The 18,161-nt window shown below is 36.3% G+C and carries 19 protein-coding genes; 10 read left to right on the top strand and 9 right to left on the bottom strand.

Annotation, left to right across the window (positions count from 1 at the left end; all coding sequences use genetic code 11):
• Positions 1-6 precede the first annotated feature (6 nt).
• Positions 7-156, top strand: a complete 150-nt coding sequence (locus OZX61_RS08415) for a hypothetical protein (RefSeq protein ID WP_277094521.1) — start codon at positions 7-9, stop codon at positions 154-156.
• 72 nt (positions 157-228) lie between these two features.
• Here OZX61_RS08415 and OZX61_RS08410 read toward each other — a convergent pair whose 3' ends face one another.
• From OZX61_RS08410 to gatC, 5 genes are all read right to left on the bottom strand, one after another.
• Positions 229-585: a roadblock/LC7 domain-containing protein gene (locus tag OZX61_RS08410; RefSeq protein ID WP_277094520.1), complete on the bottom strand. Its 357-nt coding sequence runs from the start codon at positions 583-585 to the stop codon at positions 229-231.
• Between the two features lie 574 nt (positions 586-1,159).
• The gene (locus tag OZX61_RS08405; RefSeq protein WP_277094519.1) at positions 1,160-1,657 is read right to left on the bottom strand and encodes a DUF4334 domain-containing protein; all 498 of its coding nucleotides are present in this window, start codon (positions 1,655-1,657) and stop codon (positions 1,160-1,162) included.
• Between the two features lie 589 nt (positions 1,658-2,246).
• Positions 2,247-3,701, bottom strand: coding sequence for an Asp-tRNA(Asn)/Glu-tRNA(Gln) amidotransferase subunit GatB (gatB, locus tag OZX61_RS08400; RefSeq protein WP_277094518.1), 1,455 nt, complete (start codon positions 3,699-3,701; stop codon positions 2,247-2,249).
• Positions 3,701-5,179 (bottom strand): Asp-tRNA(Asn)/Glu-tRNA(Gln) amidotransferase subunit GatA, encoded by a 1,479-nt coding sequence (gene gatA / locus OZX61_RS08395; protein ID WP_277094517.1) that lies wholly within the window; start codon positions 5,177-5,179, stop codon positions 3,701-3,703. The genes gatB and gatA overlap by 1 nt, the downstream gene beginning before the upstream one ends.
• Positions 5,180-5,214: 35 nt before the next feature.
• Entirely contained in the window at positions 5,215-5,526 is a 312-nt protein-coding gene (gatC, locus tag OZX61_RS08390; protein WP_277094516.1) for an Asp-tRNA(Asn)/Glu-tRNA(Gln) amidotransferase subunit GatC, read from the bottom strand.
• 131 nt (positions 5,527-5,657) lie between these two features.
• On the opposite strand from gatC, the gene OZX61_RS08385 reads away from it, so the two are divergent.
• From OZX61_RS08385 to OZX61_RS08360, 6 genes are all read left to right on the top strand, one after another.
• A complete protein-coding gene (locus OZX61_RS08385; protein ID WP_195772626.1) occupies positions 5,658-6,704 on the top strand; it encodes a rod shape-determining protein in 1,047 nt (348 codons plus the stop codon).
• A gap of 22 nt (positions 6,705-6,726) precedes the next feature.
• Entirely contained in the window at positions 6,727-7,584 is an 858-nt protein-coding gene (gene mreC, locus OZX61_RS08380; RefSeq protein ID WP_195772627.1) for a rod shape-determining protein MreC, read from the top strand.
• The gene (gene mreD / locus OZX61_RS08375) at positions 7,571-8,062 is read left to right on the top strand and encodes a rod shape-determining protein MreD (RefSeq protein WP_195772628.1); all 492 of its coding nucleotides are present in this window, start codon (positions 7,571-7,573) and stop codon (positions 8,060-8,062) included. The genes mreC and mreD overlap by 14 nt, the downstream gene beginning before the upstream one ends.
• On the top strand, positions 8,050-8,616 hold the full coding sequence (locus OZX61_RS08370; protein ID WP_277094515.1) for a Maf family nucleotide pyrophosphatase: 567 nt from the start codon (positions 8,050-8,052) through the stop codon (positions 8,614-8,616). Before mreD ends, OZX61_RS08370 begins: the two co-directional genes overlap by 13 nt.
• 37 nt (positions 8,617-8,653) lie before the next feature.
• A complete protein-coding gene (gene rng, locus OZX61_RS08365; protein ID WP_195772630.1) occupies positions 8,654-10,108 on the top strand; it encodes a ribonuclease G in 1,455 nt (484 codons plus the stop codon).
• A 129-nt stretch (positions 10,109-10,237) separates the two neighbouring features.
• A complete protein-coding gene (locus OZX61_RS08360; protein WP_195772631.1) occupies positions 10,238-10,414 on the top strand; it encodes a PA1571 family protein in 177 nt (58 codons plus the stop codon).
• 67 nt (positions 10,415-10,481) lie between these two features.
• On the opposite strand, the gene OZX61_RS08355 is transcribed toward OZX61_RS08360, so the two are convergent.
• Complete coding sequence (locus tag OZX61_RS08355) at positions 10,482-11,837, bottom strand: wax ester/triacylglycerol synthase family O-acyltransferase (RefSeq protein WP_195772632.1); 1,356 nt, start codon at positions 11,835-11,837, stop codon at positions 10,482-10,484.
• Between the two features lie 136 nt (positions 11,838-11,973).
• Positions 11,974-12,705: a phosphoadenylyl-sulfate reductase gene (locus tag OZX61_RS08350; RefSeq protein ID WP_277094514.1), complete on the bottom strand. Its 732-nt coding sequence runs from the start codon at positions 12,703-12,705 to the stop codon at positions 11,974-11,976.
• 215 nt (positions 12,706-12,920) lie between these two features.
• On the opposite strand from OZX61_RS08350, the gene OZX61_RS08345 reads away from it, so the two are divergent.
• Positions 12,921-13,418 (top strand): GNAT family N-acetyltransferase, encoded by a 498-nt coding sequence (locus OZX61_RS08345; RefSeq protein WP_277094513.1) that lies wholly within the window; start codon positions 12,921-12,923, stop codon positions 13,416-13,418.
• A gap of 141 nt (positions 13,419-13,559) precedes the next feature.
• On the top strand, positions 13,560-14,744 hold the full coding sequence (locus tag OZX61_RS08340; RefSeq protein WP_277094512.1) for a sugar transporter: 1,185 nt from the start codon (positions 13,560-13,562) through the stop codon (positions 14,742-14,744).
• 90 nt (positions 14,745-14,834) lie between these two features.
• On the opposite strand, the gene OZX61_RS08335 is transcribed toward OZX61_RS08340, so the two are convergent.
• Positions 14,835-16,190 carry an amino acid permease gene (locus OZX61_RS08335; RefSeq protein WP_277094511.1) on the bottom strand — a complete coding sequence of 452 codons (1,356 nt, stop codon included), beginning with the start codon at positions 16,188-16,190 and terminating at the stop codon, positions 14,835-14,837.
• Positions 16,191-16,225: 35 nt separating this feature from the next.
• Complete coding sequence (locus OZX61_RS08330; protein WP_195772637.1) at positions 16,226-17,584, bottom strand: amino acid permease; 1,359 nt, start codon at positions 17,582-17,584, stop codon at positions 16,226-16,228.
• 232 nt (positions 17,585-17,816) lie between these two features.
• On the opposite strand from OZX61_RS08330, the gene OZX61_RS08325 reads away from it, so the two are divergent.
• Entirely contained in the window at positions 17,817-18,161 is a 345-nt protein-coding gene (locus OZX61_RS08325) for a zinc ribbon domain-containing protein YjdM (RefSeq protein WP_195772638.1), read from the top strand.

Raw genomic sequence — 18,161 nt, 5'->3', positions numbered from 1 at the left:
GCAATGATGAAAGATGATATTTCAAAAAAAGCACCTCAATATGCAGACAGTACTATTTCAAAAAAAGCCTTTAATCGCTTAATTTTTTGGTTTGCATTGTATGCTTTATTATTTTGTATTGGGGTAGTGATTGCAGTAGGTGCAGATATGCCTTAGTTTGAGGTATAAGATAAAAGTCAGATAAAAAAAGCGAATAACCAGTATTCGCTTTTTTTGTGCCTATAATACTTAAGAAAAGTCGAGCTGATTTTCAAACTTTTTAAGTACATGACGTGCCATTGCAAGATTTGCCTTTTTACGGTCAAGTGCAACATATAAAAATAAATCTTTATTGCCTTTTAAAGGGCGGATTAAGTGATATTGCTCAGTCAACGTGATTAAAATATCTTCAATAGTATCATCTAGACCTAAAGATTGAGCCACTTTTCTTTTTGCACGGATGACTTCAGTATTACCTGCAGAAGCAAGATCTAAATCTATACCTGTGCCTTCTGTTGCTAGAGGTAAGCCACTTTCACTGTCGACAAGTGAAGCTGCAATGAATCCATCTAGTTCATCACTTAGAACTTCTAATTTGATAGCCATAACCAGGTTCTCCAAAAATAGAAACTATTGATATAAATAGTTTCTTCATTAAGCTTTATATTCGCTTAAAATAATGTCCCGAATAGTCGAAACTTCCCAAAAATCTTATAAAACCATCTATTACTGATAATCTCTTTATATGATTATCATATTTACTAGGTATTATCTTAATATATCTATTTCGTAAATTAATGTATTAAGATAGTACTTTTTATGATCAGTTAATTATCACTTTTAACATGAAAAAAACTTTAATGTTTAAATGAAAAAAACATTTAAGCTTATTGATTAAAATGATAATTTGTTTAGGTTACAAATTGTAATTGTGATTATATTCACATTTTAATGGGTTGTATAGCATGTTTTTTAATCTTAAATATAAGTCTTTGTAATTAAAAAAGATATTCTTTTAATGGGTTTAAATGTATATTTTATTCGAAAGAGAGTGCTTTAATTTATTAAAAAAACAACACAATATATATGTTTTTATATAGTGTATTGTTTTTAATCATTAAGATGAATTAAATATAACTATTTTCATGTTTTTTTAATAAAACTATGAATGAGAAACTATTTAATCGATATATTTTGTTGGAAATTCAGAAATTCTTTCTAAATAAAAGAAATTATACCCACCCTCTAGAATAAAGTTAGGCGCACCTTCAAATGGTTTACCACTCATAATACCCATAACTGTATTTTTATCTATTTTTCGAAAGTGATCAAAAAGTGGTAAATGGTCATAAATCATGGTTGCAGATGTTTTTGCTCTAAATGTAACATCCCACATTGTTGCTTCTCCTTTCATTAGTTGATTAGAGAAAAGTTCATTATGCTCATTAAAGCATATTGCAGGTATAGCATTTAAATTGCTTTTGAACCATTTTCCAAACCAATTGATTTGTTGTAGCGATTCAACATTCCATGGACCATCGAAAACATCACCTTTCCATTTACCCCAAACTTCTTCTAAAGAGATAGAGGGTAAGCTATCAAAAAAGTTTAGCAACTCATCAGATGAAGTAAATTTTTTTTCTTTAAGTTTTTGGAATTGATCTAAGTAATTATTCATGTGTATACCTTCTATATTAGTTAATAGATGTCTCATGAGTTTTCTTTTAGAGGTTTAAGCCATAAAAAGAAGTAATCACATTTTTTAAACTCCATATCTATATTTCTAGAACATCCGTGTAGTAATGACTATTTTCTTTTTTGGTGAGTAGGTACCTCAACTCTATTTATTGAAATAACTCATTTATTTTTATACTAAGCCTATGAGTAGGCTTCGCTATTACTACTTTACTTTATACTTTTTATTCAAAACTATTATTTTCTGTATATGTACTATGTTAATTTGATTATTCGTTTAGATAAAATTCTGTACTTAGAGTTATGCCTATTAAAATAACTTTATGACAATAGGTCTAAATAAGAATAAAACAATTATTTATATTCAATCAGTTGTGTTTTATTGATGAGGTTAACTCATCTTCTAGTATTTATCGATATTTCATACTTTTTATAAGATAAGCGTGAATAAAAATAAACGTTTTTTACAGTCTGATAAGTTATTTAATGAAAAGGTAACAAAGTGAAAAATGATACATGTAAAAGCAAATAAACCTCGCACGAGCGAGGTTTATTTAATAAAAATAGTAACTTTAACCTAGTAGCTGTTTCATAAGCTGATTTACTTGCGCAGGGTTGGCTTTACCACGTGATGCTTTCATCACTTGACCAACTAAGCCATTAAATGCTTTCTCTTTACCAGATTTGTACTCTTCTACCATTTTTTCATTGGCAGCAAGTACTTCTTTAATAATGGCTTCAATTGCACCTGTATCTGTTTCTTGCTTTAAGCCTTTGTCTTCAATAATTTGGTCAGCAGATAAACCATTGCTTTCCCACATAAAGCCAAAGACTTGCTTTGCAATTTTTCCACTAATTGTATTGTCGACAATACGAGCAATCATGCCACCCAACTGCACTGCTGATACAGGCGATTGGTCAATATTTAAATCTGCTTTATTCAGTGCACCTGAAAGTTCACCCATGACCCAGTTTGCTGCAAGTTTCGCATTTTTAGCCCCACCAGCAGCTTGGACTGTTTCTTCAAAAAAGTCTGACAATTCGCGGCTGAGTGTAAGTACACGAGCATCATATTCAGTAAGTTGGTATGCCTCGATGAATCTTTCACGGCGTGCTTGTGGTAACTCAGGCATATCGGCTTGAATTGCTTGAATTTGCTCTTCAGAAATACGTACAGGTAGTAAGTCTGGGTCAGGGAAGTAGCGATAGTCATTCGCTTCTTCTTTTGTACGCATAGCACGTGTTTCTAATTTGTTCGGATCAAAAAGACGCGTTTGCTGAATGATCTTTCCACCGCTTTCTAGAACATCAATTTGACGTTCAATTTCAACTTCAATCGCTTTTTCGATAAAACGGAATGAGTTAATGTTTTTGAGTTCACAACGGGTGCCAAACTCATCGCCCGGTTGGCGAATAGATACGTTACAGTCGCAACGGAAAGAACCTTCAGCCATATTGCCGTCAGAAATACCTAACCAACGTACAAGCGTATGAATAGCACGTACGTAAGCAACTGCTTCTTCTTTTGAGCGCATATCTGGCTCAGAAACAATTTCAAGTAGTGGTGTGCCTGCACGGTTTAAGTCAATACCGGTCATGCCTTCGAAATCTTCATGTAAAGATTTACCTGCATCTTCTTCAAGATGCGCACGTGTTACACCAATACGTTTTGTTGTACCATCTTCAAGGTGAATGTCGATGTGTCCCTTTCCAACGATTGGATTGTCCATTTGGCTAATTTGGTAGCCTTTTGGAAGGTCTGGATAAAAATAGTTTTTACGTGCAAAAACAGAAGCACGATCGATTTCTGCGTCAATCCCTAAACCAAAGCGAATTGCTTTGTCTACGACTTCTTTGTTTAGTACAGGCAAGACACCAGGCATTGCTAAATCGACAAGACTTGCTTGTGTGTTTGGTTCTGCACCAAATGCGACACTTGAGCCAGAAAAGATTTTTGTATTGGTATTAAGCTGTGTATGGATTTCTAATCCAATCACAACTTCCCATCCATCAATTAGCTTCGCCATTATACATTCTCCTCAGCAATTGCAGCTCTTTTGTTATGCCATTCAGTTGCTTGTTGGTATTGATGTACCACGGAAAGCAATTGAGATTCAGACCAATAGTTACCAATAAGCTGTAAGCCTACAGGAAGATTATTTTGATCGAAACCAACAGGAGCATTGATTGCTGGGTGTCCTGAGAGGTTAGCAGCAAGTGTATATAAGTCGCCTAAATACATTTCTACAGGAGAAAGTGATGCACCAATTTTGTAAGCCGTTGTTGGTGCAGATGGAGCGGCAATTACATCGACGTGTTCAAATGCTTTTAAGAAATCTTCTTGAATGAGGCGACGTACTTTTTGTGCTTTTACATAGTATGCATCGTAAAAACCTGCAGAAAGTGCATAAGTACCAATAAGAATACGGCGTTGTACCTCTTCGCCAAATCCTTCAGAGCGTGAGCGTCTGTAAAGGTCATCTAAATCTTGAGGATTCTCACAGCGATGTCCAAAACGAACACCATCATAGCGAGATAGGTTTGAAGAAGCTTCAGCAGGCGCAATTAGGTAATACGTCGGTACATACGATTCAACCATAGTTAAATCGACATCGACAAGAATCGCACCGAGTTCTTCAAATTTCTTGAGTGCCTCTTCAACACGTGCTTTTACTTCGGTATTTAAGCCTTCAACTTCAAAGTATTGTTTAGGTATACCAATACGCAAACCTTTTAATGAAGTTTGGGTTAGATTGCTCACATAGTCGTCTACAGGCGTTTCTACAGAAGTAGAATCTTTTTCATCATGACCTGCAATCACGTTCATGAGATAAGCACAGTCTTCAGCAGAGTGTCCCATAGGACCTGCTTGGTCGAGTGATGATGCAAATGCGATCATGCCATAACGTGAAACACGACCATATGTTGGTTTTAAACCTGTAAGACCACAAAATGACGCAGGTTGACGAATAGAACCACCAGTATCTGTACCTGTTGCAAAAGGTGCTAGACCTGCGGCAATTACAGCTGATGAACCACCAGAGGAGCCACCTGGAACATAATCTAAATTCCACGGATTTTTCGTTGCACCATAATATGAATTTTCACACGTTGAACCCATAGCAAACTCATCCATGTTTACTTTTCCTAAAGTAACTAAATGAGATTGTTGAGTTTTTGTAACGATAGTCGCATCATAAGGCGAAATAAAGTTATCAAGCATTTTTGAACCTGCAGAAGTACGAACTCCTTGAGTACAAAAAATATCTTTATGTGCGATTGGAATACCTGCAAGTGCAGATGCATGGCCAGTTTTTAGTGCAGCATCTGCAGCGTCTGCAGCATTTAAAGCTTGCTCAGCTGTAACTGTAATATAGCTGTTAATTTGTGTATCGAGTTTGTCAATACGTTTTAAATAATGTTCTGTCAATTCGCGTGATGAGAATTGGCGCTGTTGCAATCCCTGAGAAAGTTCGCGAATAGATAAGCGATGTAAATCTGTCATAGTATATTCTGTATCATTAAAGTGAGCGGAAAGTATTATTCAATAACACGAGGAACAAGGTACAAGCCATCTTGTATTGATGGTGCAACCTTTTGATATTCCTCACGATGATTGCTCTCAGAGATAGTATCTTTACGTAATGGTTGTGGGCTGTTAAACGGACTTTTTAGTGGTTCAACACCATCTGTATTAATCTCTTTTAATGTATCCATCATGTCTAAAATTTTATTTAGACTTTGTGCGTATGCATTAGATTGCGTATCATTGAGCGATAATCGAGCAAGATTGGCAATGCTCGTAATGGTTTGAGCATTAAAATCTGAATGCTGTGCATCTGGTGTAGACATAACATCACCTAGTCAGTATCAAAAAAAATTGAAATATCGTGTTATATGATAAGCGATTGACTTGTTCAAATCATCACATTTAGTTAAAGTTGCCAACTTGCGTCCATATTTGTAGAAACTGGGAACGACCCGTGATTTTAAAACGACTAATTGGCTTGTTTTCGCCAGATCTCGCTATTGATTTAGGTACAGCGAACACACTTATTTATGCGCCTGGACGAGGCATTATATTAAATGAACCGACTGTTGTGGCAATTCGCCATAGTGGCTCACAAAAAATTGTGGCTGCTGTTGGTTTAGATGCGAAACAGATGCTTGGTCGTACGCCGGCTAATATTTCTGCAATTCGACCAATGAAAGATGGCGTTATTGCTGACTTTGAAGTAACTGAAACTATGTTAAATCAGTTTATTGGTAAAGTGCATGAAAAGCGTCTTTTCCCGCCAGCACCCCGCGTTGTAGTGTGTGTACCGTGTAAATCGACACTTGTTGAACGTCGTGCAATTCGTGAAGCTGTATATAATGCAGGTGCTCGTGATGTACGTCTGATCGAAGAACCAATGGCTGCTGCAATTGGTGCAGGACTCCCTGTAGAACAAGCATGTGGTTCGATGGTGGTTGATGTTGGCGGTGGTACAACAGAAATTGCTATTATTTCATTACAAGGCTGTGTATATGCAGATTCTCTACGAATAGGTGGAGATGTATTTGATGAACAAATTATAAATTATGTACGTAAAGCACATGGTTGTGTGATTGGTGAAACAACAGCTGAATTGATTAAAAAAGAAGTTGGCATGGCGGTTGCCGATGAAAATAATCAAAAATTAGAAATAGAAGTACGCGGCCGTAATTTAGCCGAAGGTGTACCACGTTCAATTACAGTGACCTCAGATGAAGTAATGCAAGCGATTACAGATCCTTTGCAAAGTATTGTGAGTGCTGTGAAGTCAGCTTTAGAGCAAACTCCACCAGAACTTTCTTCTGACATCGCAGAGCGTGGCATTGTGCTCACAGGTGGTGGTGCATTATTACGTAACTTAGATAAGCTCCTTGCAAGAGAAACTGGCTTACCTGTAGTTGCTGCTGAAGATCCTCTGACATGTGTAACACGTGGCGGTGGTAAAGTTTTAGAGTTCTTTGATAATCCAAATCACGACATGCTTTTTGTTGGATAAGTCATCAGTATAGGGTGAGGCGGTGCAACCGAATATTTTTTCAAGACAACCGCCATCTTTTCGCTCATTCATTATTGCAGTCATCACATGTTTAGTTGTGCTTTTTTTCGATTGGCGCATGCCACATGTGATACAACCTGCAAGGGATGTCATGTATTCGCTGTATAATCCAATTTATACCGTTGCAAGTTATCCAATAATGTCGCGAGAGTGGCTGAGTCAGCAAACAAAATCTGAAGAACAGTTACGCCGTGAAAATACGGCGATGCAAGCTGAGTTACTACAGGCACAAGTCCGTTTGCAAAAACTGTCCGAACTTTCAGCCGAAAATACTCGGTTACGCGGTCTATTAGATACACCACTCATTATTGATGGGCGTATGGAAATTGCTGAGGTCATTGGTACAGATACAGACCCTCTAAGGCACATTATTGTCATTAATAGAGGTATTGCAGATCATTTACGTCAAGGACAAGTCGTGCTTGATGATAAAGGGATTATGGGGCAGGTTATTAACGTATCTTCTCATAATGCACGTGTTTTACTGTTGTCAGATAAGGAAAGCTCATTGTCTGTACGTATAGAACGTACGGGAATGCGTGCAATTGTCTCTGGTACAGGCGATTTAAGTAAACTAAAAATGCAATATGTACCTACAAGTGCAGATCTAAAAGTAGGTGATAATGTTTATAGCTCTGGTTTAGGTGAACATTTTCCAGCGGGTTATCTGGTTGGAACAGTCTCTAAAATTCAGCGACAAAATTCGGGTGAGTTTGCTCAAATTGACGTTACACCATCTGCGCAATTGGCTGGTGGACATTATGTGGTCGTTTTATTTTCTGACTCGTTAGCGAAGGAGCAACCCTATGTTAACCGCTAACTATAAGCCTGCAAAAAGAAAAGACCCATTAATATTTATCATCTTATCAGCGATTTTTGCATCTATTGTCACTGTTTATCCATTTTCTTATGAAGTTGCTGCATGGCGACCTATAATGATGATGATGGTGACGCTTTTTTGGGTACTTTGCCAACCCAGTTGGTGTGGCGTGTGGTTTGCATTTGCAATGGGAATTTTTACAGATTTACTCATTGATGCACCACTTGGACAAAATGCTTTGGCTTATGTACTTATTTCATTTGCTGCGAGATACTTTGTCAGAGAAAGAAGGGTTTTAACTTTCTTAAATTTATGGATTATCGCCATTATTGCTATTGTAGCTTATGTTTTATTTATATGGGTTGGACAGACCATGGCAGATGTAGACTATCCATTAATGAGACGCTGGCCCCCAGTGATGAGTAGCATTATACTTTGGCCAATTTTGTATTATAGTTTGAAAAAATGGCGAGCTTAATTTTAGCATCTGGATCTCCTAGACGTTCTGAGTTATTGCAACGTTTAGGTATCGCTTTTGAAACTTATAGTCCAAATATTAATGAATCATTGTTAGAAAATGAATCTGCACAGGACTATGTTGCTCGGCTTGCTTGTGAAAAAGCAACACATGCTTTACAACTATTTCCAGATCATGTCATTTTAGCAGCCGATACCTGTATTTCTTTAGATGGAAACATCATCGGTAAACCCAGATCAAAAACACATGCTTTTGAAATTTGGCAGGCACTTTCGGGACGGCAACATGAGGTGTTATCTGGGGTTTGTGTGATGACAGCAACACAAAAATACGATTGTGTGGTAAATACACAAGTTTTATTTCAGAAACTAAGTTATGATGAAATGCAAAGCTATTGGTCAACTGGTGAACCTATAGATAAAGCAGGTGCTTATGCGATTCAAGGCATTGCTGCAAAATATATTCCAGAAATACATGGAAGCTATACCAATGTGGTTGGACTACCTTTACATGAGACGGTTAAATTACTAAAAGCAGTTAAGGCACTAAATTAATTGCTTAAAAAAATTCTTATAACATTTTGAGTTAATTATGTCTGATGAGCTATTCATTAATGTCACGCCGATGGAGTGTCGTGTGGCATTAACGGAGGATCGAGTTGTAAAAGAGGTCTTTGTCGAGCGAACTTTAAAAAGAGGGTTGGTAGGCAATATTTACAAAGGGAAGGTGGTTCGGGTTTTGCCCGGAATGCAGGCCGCATTTGTTGATATTGGTTTATCTAGAACTGCTTTCTTGCACATTAATGATATGGTTTGGCCAAAAGGAAAAACTGCTCCGAACGTATTTGAGTTATTACAGCAAGGACAAATCATTACTGTGCAAGTGATGAAGGATATGCTGGGTACAAAAGGTGCACGCCTCACAACAGATATTTCATTACCATCACGCTATTTGGTGTTGATGCCATTTGGGAATCATGTAGGGATTTCTCAGCGAATTGAATCTGATGAAGAGCGAGAGCGTCTACGTCATATTATTGAAAATATAAAAACAAAATATTTACTTCCAGGTAGTGTTATTGTACGTACTGCTGCTGAAGGAATTGATGAGCTAGCTATCGATCAAGATATGGCATATTTAAGTAAGCTTTGGAATTACATTCAACGTAAAAAGCAAAGTTTGCTTGTTCCATCTTTAGTTTTTGAAGAGTTGCCATTACCTCAACGTATAGTACGAGACCTATCATTAGATAAAACAGAAAAAATTTATGTAGATTCAGAAGATGTATTTTTAAAACTTGAAGAGTTTATTGCCGAGTTTATGCCAGAAATGAAGAGTCGTCTGGTTCATTATGTAGAAGATAAACCACTGTTCGATTTACACCATATTGAAGAAGATATTCAAAAAGCATTACAAATTCGGATTGCTTTGAAATCTGGTGGCTATTTGATGATAGATCAAACAGAAGCAATGACGACTATAGATGTGAATACTGGATCATATGTGGGTGGACGGAGCTTAGAAGATACGGTTTACCGTACAAACATGGAAGCCACTGAAGTTATTGGAAGACAGCTACGGTTAAGAAATTTAGGTGGCATTATTATTATCGACTTTATCGATATGCAAGAAGAAATACACCGTGCAGAAGTTTTAAAGTATTTTGAAGCAGTTTTAGAAAAAGATCATGCAAAAACAAAAATTACTCAAGTTTCTGAGCTTGGGCTAATTGAGATGACACGAAAGCGTACGCGAGAATCATTAGAACATTTATTGTGCGATTCGTGTCCAACTTGCCATGGCCGTGGATTTGTAAAAACTGCCGAAACAGTATGCTATGAGATCTTTCGGGAGATGATGCGATTTACACGTACGTATCCACATCAAACGGGTTTTGTTGTGGTTGCAAGCCCCGTGGTTATTGATCGTTTGCTTACAGAAGAAGCAACTGCTGTTGAAGATTTAAGTCATTTGCTCGACAGAACAATTAAGTTGCAGGTGGAAACACTCTATACACAAGAGCAATATGATATCATTTTTGGGTAGAATTGTAACAACATATATATTATGACTTGTTACAACTGACTGTTTACTTTTTTGTGTGATTTCTCAATACTATAAATCTAAGCTAGCCAAAGATGAAAAATATCATCTTAGCCAATCCAGGGGGCAAGAATGCAATTAGAAGAGAATTATATGCAAACTAATACACAGAACTTAAATGAGACTCAAACTGTTAAAAATGACTGCTATATGGTAGATGATCAGGGTAAAGAGATCCAGATTACAACAACCATGGTACAAGACATGTGTATCGAGTTGTTAAAACAATGCCGTACAGTAAAAAACTAGAGAATTCGTTTCTCTAGTTTTTAAAGTCCCCCGACTTGGAGCCCTCTTGCATCATCTTGAGGGCTTTTTATTGATGATCAATTAACTTTTCATAGTGTCTAATTTCATCTTCTAAGAAAGTGATTAATGTTTGTATTCTTGGAACGGCATTTCTACAAGCGACTAATCCGACTTCTAATTTATCCTGATAACTTGTAAGCGTAATATTTAAAGCTTGACCATCGAATACGACTGATGCAGGATAAATTGCTTCTAATGGAGCACCATTCCAGTAAAGTGTTTCTTTAGGGCCTGGAACATTCGAAATAACAATATTAAAAGCCTGTTTTTTAGGCATAACACCAGAGATAATATTTAACCCCGCTGCTGCATATACAAAAGCACTATAACTGAGAATTTGATTTTGTGTCATGCGTTTAAAGCGCATTTTTGCAGTGCGTACACTATTTGAAATGGTATAAATGCGCTCTAGATGATCAGATGTATGTGTTGCTAAATTTGCCAATATCATTGTAATACGATTACTAACAGCAGAATCATCTGTACGAATGGAAGCGGGTACCATCGCAATCAGTGGTTTTTCTGGAAGCTGGTTAAGATTAATTAGATACTGTCTAAGAGCACCTGAACAGATTGCTAGAATCGCATCATTTAATGTCACATTTAAAGCATTAGAAATGTGACGAATTCTTGCTAAATCAAATGACTGGGCTGCAAATCGTCTAGATGCACTCACACGTTGGTTAAATATACTTTTTGGTGCTTGAAAGCTAGTAACATAATGCGGATCAAATCTACGATCATGTAACATTGCCTGTTTAAGTTCCTGATATACCACTTGAGGTGTTGTTGTAATCTGCTCTTTAATATTTTTTACAGTATGAAAGGCAGCTTTAAATTTATTTTTCGAATTTTTCTTTGAAATTGTATCGATACTCCAAGGAGGAGTAATATGATGCGTATAAGGATCTTTTGCAAAAGATTTTTCCATCAGACGCATACTACCAATACCATCGACAAGCGCATGATGAATTTTAAAATAAAGTGCGAACCGATTGTCTTCGATACCCTCAATGAGTGTACATGTCCAAAGTGGTTTCGCTCTATCTAATAATGCGCTATGTTCTTGTGAAATATGAACAAGTAATTCACGTATACGACCAGGATGAGGCAGAGAAATATGACGAAAATGGTGGTCTAAGTCGAATTCAGAGTCTTTATCCCAAAATAATCCATTCAGTTTATGGTTAAAAGGAGAAACAGGAATTGATTTAGATTTTCGAATATCTGCAACGAGATTTTGAATAAAATTATCCTGTGCATTTTCTGGTATTTTAAAGAGAAATAGCCCGCCAACATGCATCGGTTGCTGTCTTCTTTCCAATGATAAAAATATCAGATCTATCGGATGTAATGGACGCATGTTATGAATCTCTTGGTCATGTCAATGATTTATAAAGCGTAAGTTTAAAATGAATGAGACCGAGTTTAAATCTTTAATTTGTTTTTGTTTGGCTAAAAAGAAAAAAGCCACTGTAAACAGTGGCAGATAACATATTTTATTTTAAATTTCCTGCGTGCAAACCACACTCTTTATGTGTTGCTTCTTCCCACCACCAACGACCTTCACGTTCATGTTGGTTAGGTAAAACAGGACGTGTACATGGTTCACATCCAATTGAAATAAAACCTTTCTCATGAAGTGAATTGTATGGAATTTCCATCATACGAATGTAGCTCCATACTTCAGCACTAGTCCAGTTTGCTAAAGGATTATATTTAATCAACTGTTTATTGGGACCAGAAAATCCTGCATCAAACTGAATTACGGGAATATCATTACGTGTAGGACTTTGATCTTTACGTTGGCCAGTAATCCAACCATCGAGTGTTGCAAGTTTTTTTCTTAAAGGTTGTACTTTTCGAATACCACAACACTCTGTATGTCCATCTTCAAAAAAGCTAAAAAAGCCTTTTTTTGTAACGAACGCTTGTAGAGGTTCTGCTTCTGGTGAACAGATTTCGATGTCGATATTATAAAATTTACGCACTTTTTCAATAAACTGGTAAGTTTCTGGATGCAGACGACCTGTATCTAAACTAAATACCCGAAAAGGTTTGCGTAGACGGTAAGCAAGATCAATGAGTACTACATCCTCTGCACCTGAAAAAGAAATTGCGATTTCACCTGTTTGATTTAGAGCAAGCTCCATAATCTCACTGGGTGATTTATCGAGATATTCTTCAGAAAGCGCATCAATGATGTCGATAGAAGGGATTTGAGAAGTCATAATTATTCCTGGCTGTCGGCTTGGAGCAAAAAAAAGAGACAGGGTAGAATCGCAAGTATTCTAAAGTAAATGTGAGAAAATATTTAGCATTAAAAAATAAAAGCTTATTCTTAAATAAGATTTAGATATTCGTGAATTGGTTAACTCAGTATGTTTATCTAAATATTTCAAAGTTTGGCTATAATAGAGACACTATACAATACTCAATTTAAATAATGACAATTATCCAAGCAACTTTAACAGATATAAAAACGATTCAGCAGGTAGGAACACAAAGTTATTACGAGTCTTTTTTAGACTTATGGACAAAAGATGGTATAAAAAAATTTATAGAAAAGGCGTATTCATTGCCAAAATTACGAAGTGATTTAAAAGATAAAGAGATATATTGGTTTTTATGTTTAGACAATATGGGCAACTGTATTGGTATTGCGAAAATTATCTTAAATGCCATTGATGAATCAAAAGCAGTGTTAGAGAAAATTTACTTTCTAGAGGAGGTTAAAGGAAAAGGCTATGCACAGAAACTTATTCAGTTCCTGATTACATTTTTAAAATCAGAGAAACAAATTAGCCTTACCTTAGAAGTTCTTCAAAATAATGTGCGAGCCATCTCTTTTTATAAAAAACAAGACTTTGTGATTGAAGAGGCAAAGCCCTATTCTACAGATCTGTGTGAAATAGGTATGTACACAATGACACGCCAATTATAGAAATCTAATGAGAAAAAGGAAATGTAAAAATATGATGTGATTGTCTTATTTTCTTACAAATAGGATTGTATAATTATAAATATATAAGTCGTATAACAAATACGCACTAAAATTTACTCTCAATAAAATTTGTAAAGCCCTATGAATATACCTCCTCAACCAGCTCAAAACGGTAGCTGGGTGAGTGTTATTGCCTTAGCACTCGCCGCATTTATTTTTAATACAACAGAGTTTGTACCTGTTGCATTATTAACTGATATTGCTAAAAGTTTTGATATGGAAGCTGCGCATGTTGGTTTAATGATTACTATCTATGCATGGGTCGTGGCATTAACAGCATTACCGATGATGCTCGTTACTAGACACATGGAGCGTAAAAAATTACTACTTTCTATTTTTTTACTATTTATCTTTAGCCATCTCATTTCTAGTATTGCATCAAATTTTACAATTTTATTGATTAGTCGTATTGGAATTGCACTTGCACATGCTGTGTTTTGGTCAATCACAGCGTCATTGGCTGTACGTGTTGCACCTTTAGGGAAGGGGGTACAAGCCTTAGGCCTATTGTCTACGGGAACAGTGCTTGCATTGGTTTTAGGTATTCCCTTTGGACGTGTGATCGGTGAGTTATTTGGTTGGCGTATTACATTTAGTATCGTAGCTGTGGTTGCGGTATTTGCTGTAGGTATTTTATGGAAGACACTACCGTTATTGCCAAGTCAAAATACAGGTTCCATTGAAAGCCTTCCAATTTTAATGAAACGTCCTGCATTAATGCTTTTATTTGTTACTACGGTAATTGTGGTTGTCGCTCAATTTACTGCTTACAGTTATATCGAACCGTTTACAAATGAAATTGCTCATTTTACTTCGGATCAAACGACTACTTTATTATTGGTTTATGGTGGGTCTGGTATTTTAGGCTCTATTCTTTTTAGTCGATTAAGTCGAAAGTTGCCAAAAGGTTTTCCTATTATCTCAATTGCAGGGCTTGCAGTATGTATGCTGTTACTGTTGCCATTGGCTGTAAGTGTTTGGGGCATTATGGCGGTGTCAGTTGCTTGGGGCATATTTATTATGATCTTTGGATTGGTCATGCAATCTAAAGTTTTACAGTTGGCATCAGATGCAACGGATGTTGCTATGTCTTTGTATTCAGGTTTATATAATGTTGGTATTGGGGGCGGTGCCTTATTAGGTAGTATTGTTGGGCTAAGTTTAGGAATGAAATACATTGGTATTGTGGGTGGAGTACTTGCAATAGTAGGATTAGTTTTAGCACTTTTCATGGTGAGTCGAAAAGACTTTATGCCTCAGGGTTAATATTATTTGATGATTTCCCCACGTATTGGAAGGAGTACTTATCCAATGCGCGGGGATAGAATAAATAGAAGAAGATATTCTTTAATACGGTTAAATAGAGCGCCGTTTAAAGTATTTAAAACAAATAAACATTAAGATAATCCAGATAGGAATCATTAATACAGATTCTTGAAAACCTTGAGACCACATAATGCAGAGTATTAACGAAATGAATCCAAGCGCCAAATAGTTGCTAAATGGTGAAAATAAAGCAGGAAAATGAGTTTTAATTTGGTGCTTTTGCATAGTTTTTCGGAATTTTAAATGAATTAAACTAATAACAGCCCAGTTTAATACTAAAGCGCCCACCACAATATACATTAGGTGTCCGAGTGCTTGTTCAGGAAATAGATAGTTAAGAATAACACAACCAAAAATAATGCCCGAAGCAAATAAAGTTGCAAAGATTGGTGTGCCATTATGGTTAATACGTGAGAACAAACGAGGTGCATCGCCCTGTTCTGCAAGACTGAAAAGCATACGGCTGTTGGCAAACATACTACTATTGTAGACAGAAAGAGCAGATGTCAAAATAATGAAATTGAGTAAGTGAGCTGCCCAACCAATGCCCAGTTGGCTAAAAATAATAACAAAAGGGCTTTTATCTAAGCCACCCAGTTCTAACTGATTCCATGGAATGAGTGAGAGTAGAATGGCCAATGTACCAACATAAAAAATAAAAATTCTAAAAATTACCTGATTAATGGCCTTTGGAATGGTTTCTTTAGGGTTTTCAGCTTCGGCGGCGGCTGTTCCAATAAGATCAATCCCTCCGAATGCAAACATAATAAATGCAAGCATATAAAAAAGCCCTTCAAAACCATGCGGAAAAAATCCGCCATGTGTCCATAAATTAGTGATGCTTACAGAAGAAAGCGCTGGTGCAGTAATAATTAAATATATACCAAAGACAATCATTGAAATGACTGCAATGACTTTAATAATGGACAGCCAAAACTCAGACTCACCATAGAATTTCACATTAAGCGTATTTAACGCAGTCACAATGACGAAGAAAAACAGAGTTGAAATCCAAGCCGGTATATGTGGCCACCAATAGTGTATATATTTGGCAATGGCTGTGAGTTCAGTCATGGCAACCAAAATATTTAAGATCCAATAATTCCACCCTGTGAGAAATCCAGGGAATTTACCCCAATATTTATAGGCAAAGTGGCTAAATGAACCTGCAACGGGTTCATGGGCAATCATTTCTCCAAGATGTCTTAAGATAAGAAAGACCATAAACCCACCAATAGCATAGCCTAAAATGATGGAAGGACCGGCAGATTGAATAACTTTTGCAGAACCTAAAAATAAACCAGTTCCAATGGCACCGCCCATTGCAATAAGTTGAATGTGTCTACTTTTTAGACCACGCTGTAATTCAGGTGTTGTATTACTCACAAAAAGGTAACTCGTTAATATTTTAAATAAAAGGTTTATCGAATTGTTTTAGATGCATTTATGCGATAAATGACATACAGGATTGCTGTCCAAATTGGCATAAAGATAACTGATTCAGCAAACCCTTCTTGGCACATAATATAGAGAACTAAAGCAATAAAAGTTAAGACAAGATAGTTGCTAACAGGAGACCAAAGTGCAGGAAAACTTGTCTTTGTTTGATGTATCTTTATTTGTTTTTTAAACTTTAAATGCGTAATTGTAATCATTGCCCAATTAAGAACTAATCCCGCGACTGAAATATACATTAAATGACTTAATGCTTTCTCTGGTGCAAAATAGTTGAGTAAAACACATAAAAATATCAGAGCTGCAGAGAGTAAAACACAATAATAGGGAATGCCTTGCTGATTGGTTTTTAATAAAAATTTAGGAGCACTTCCTTGTTCGGCCAAACCAAAAAGCATACGACTATTTGCAAACATACCACTGTTATATACAGATAAAGCAGCTGTGAGAATAATAAAATTAAGCAGATGTGCTGCCCATTGAAAACCAAGTTTACTAAAAATAAGTACAAATGGACTCTTTTCCAATCCACCTAATTGTAGCTGATTCCAAGGTACTAGAGATAATAAAATAGCGAGCGAGCAGACATAGAAAATAAGCACTCTAAAAACCACTTGATTAATGGCTTGAGGAATTGATTTTTTAGGATTATCTGCTTCTGCTGCTGTCATACCAATGAGTTCAATTCCTCCAAAAGCAAACAATATAAATGCAAGCATATAGAAGAGACCTTCAAAGCCATGTGGGAAAAATCCACCATGCGTCCAAAGGTTACTAAAAGATTCGGTACTGTGTGCAGGTGCAGTAAAAAGTAAATAAAGACCAAAAAGGATCATAGAGATCACAGCAACCACTTTAATGAGTGCAAGCCAAAACTCAGATTCTCCAAAAATTCGGACACTGGTTAAATTTAATCCTGTGATGACGACAAAGAAAAAGAGTACTGAAATCCATGCAGGTATTTGAGGCCACCAATACTGGATATATTGAGCCACAGCCGTGAGTTCTGTCATGGCAACAAGAAGGTAAACAATCCAATAATTCCAACCTGTAAAAAAGCCTGCAAAAGGGCTCCAATATTTATACGCAAGATGACTAAATGAACCTGCTACAGGTTCTTCGACAATCATTTCACCTAGTTGACGCATAATGAGGAAAGCAATTAACCCAGCAATTGCGTAACCCAGAATAATAGATGGCCCAGCCGATTGAATAATGTGAGCAGAGCCTAGAAATAAGCCTGTACCAATTGCACCGCCCATACCAATTAATTGAATATGTCTATTTTTGAGACCACGTTTTAGGTTAGATGATGTTTGACTCACCAAAATCTGCTCAAGTTGAAATTTGACATATTGTAAATGATTGTAAGTCAATCGCATAGCAGTGATAAATATTCACACAACAACAAAAAGAAAAAAGATGATCTATCTAAAATATATGTGTTTTAAACAACTTATTACGAGAAAAAAATAACTTGGTTCAAAGAATTTAAGATAGTTTTTGAAAAAAAATAGATTTAACGCGATAATAGGACTTTGTTTTGAGATTTTTTAAATGACAATTCCTGCTTGTACTCAATGTCAGTCAGTTTATACCTACTATGATGGCGATTTAATTATATGTCCAGAATGTGCACATGAATGGAAGGAAGGAGAGCAGAGCACTGATGAAAATCAATCTGTAATTGTTGATGCACATGGTCAAACATTGGAAGATGGTGATAATGTGACGGTCATTAAAGACCTAAAAATTAAAGGTTCTTCATCTGTGGTAAAAGTAGGAACCAAAGTAAAAGGAATTCGTTTAGTTCCTGACGCAACAGATGGGCACAACATTGACTGTAAAATTTCTGGTATTGGTGCCATGAAATTGAAATCAGAATTTGTGAAAAAAGCATAA

It is taken from the genome of Acinetobacter sp. ESL0695, from assembly GCF_029392135.1.
GTDB lineage: Bacteria > Pseudomonadota > Gammaproteobacteria > Pseudomonadales > Moraxellaceae > Acinetobacter > Acinetobacter pollinis.
This window is presented reverse-complemented; position numbering and strand designations above follow the sequence as displayed.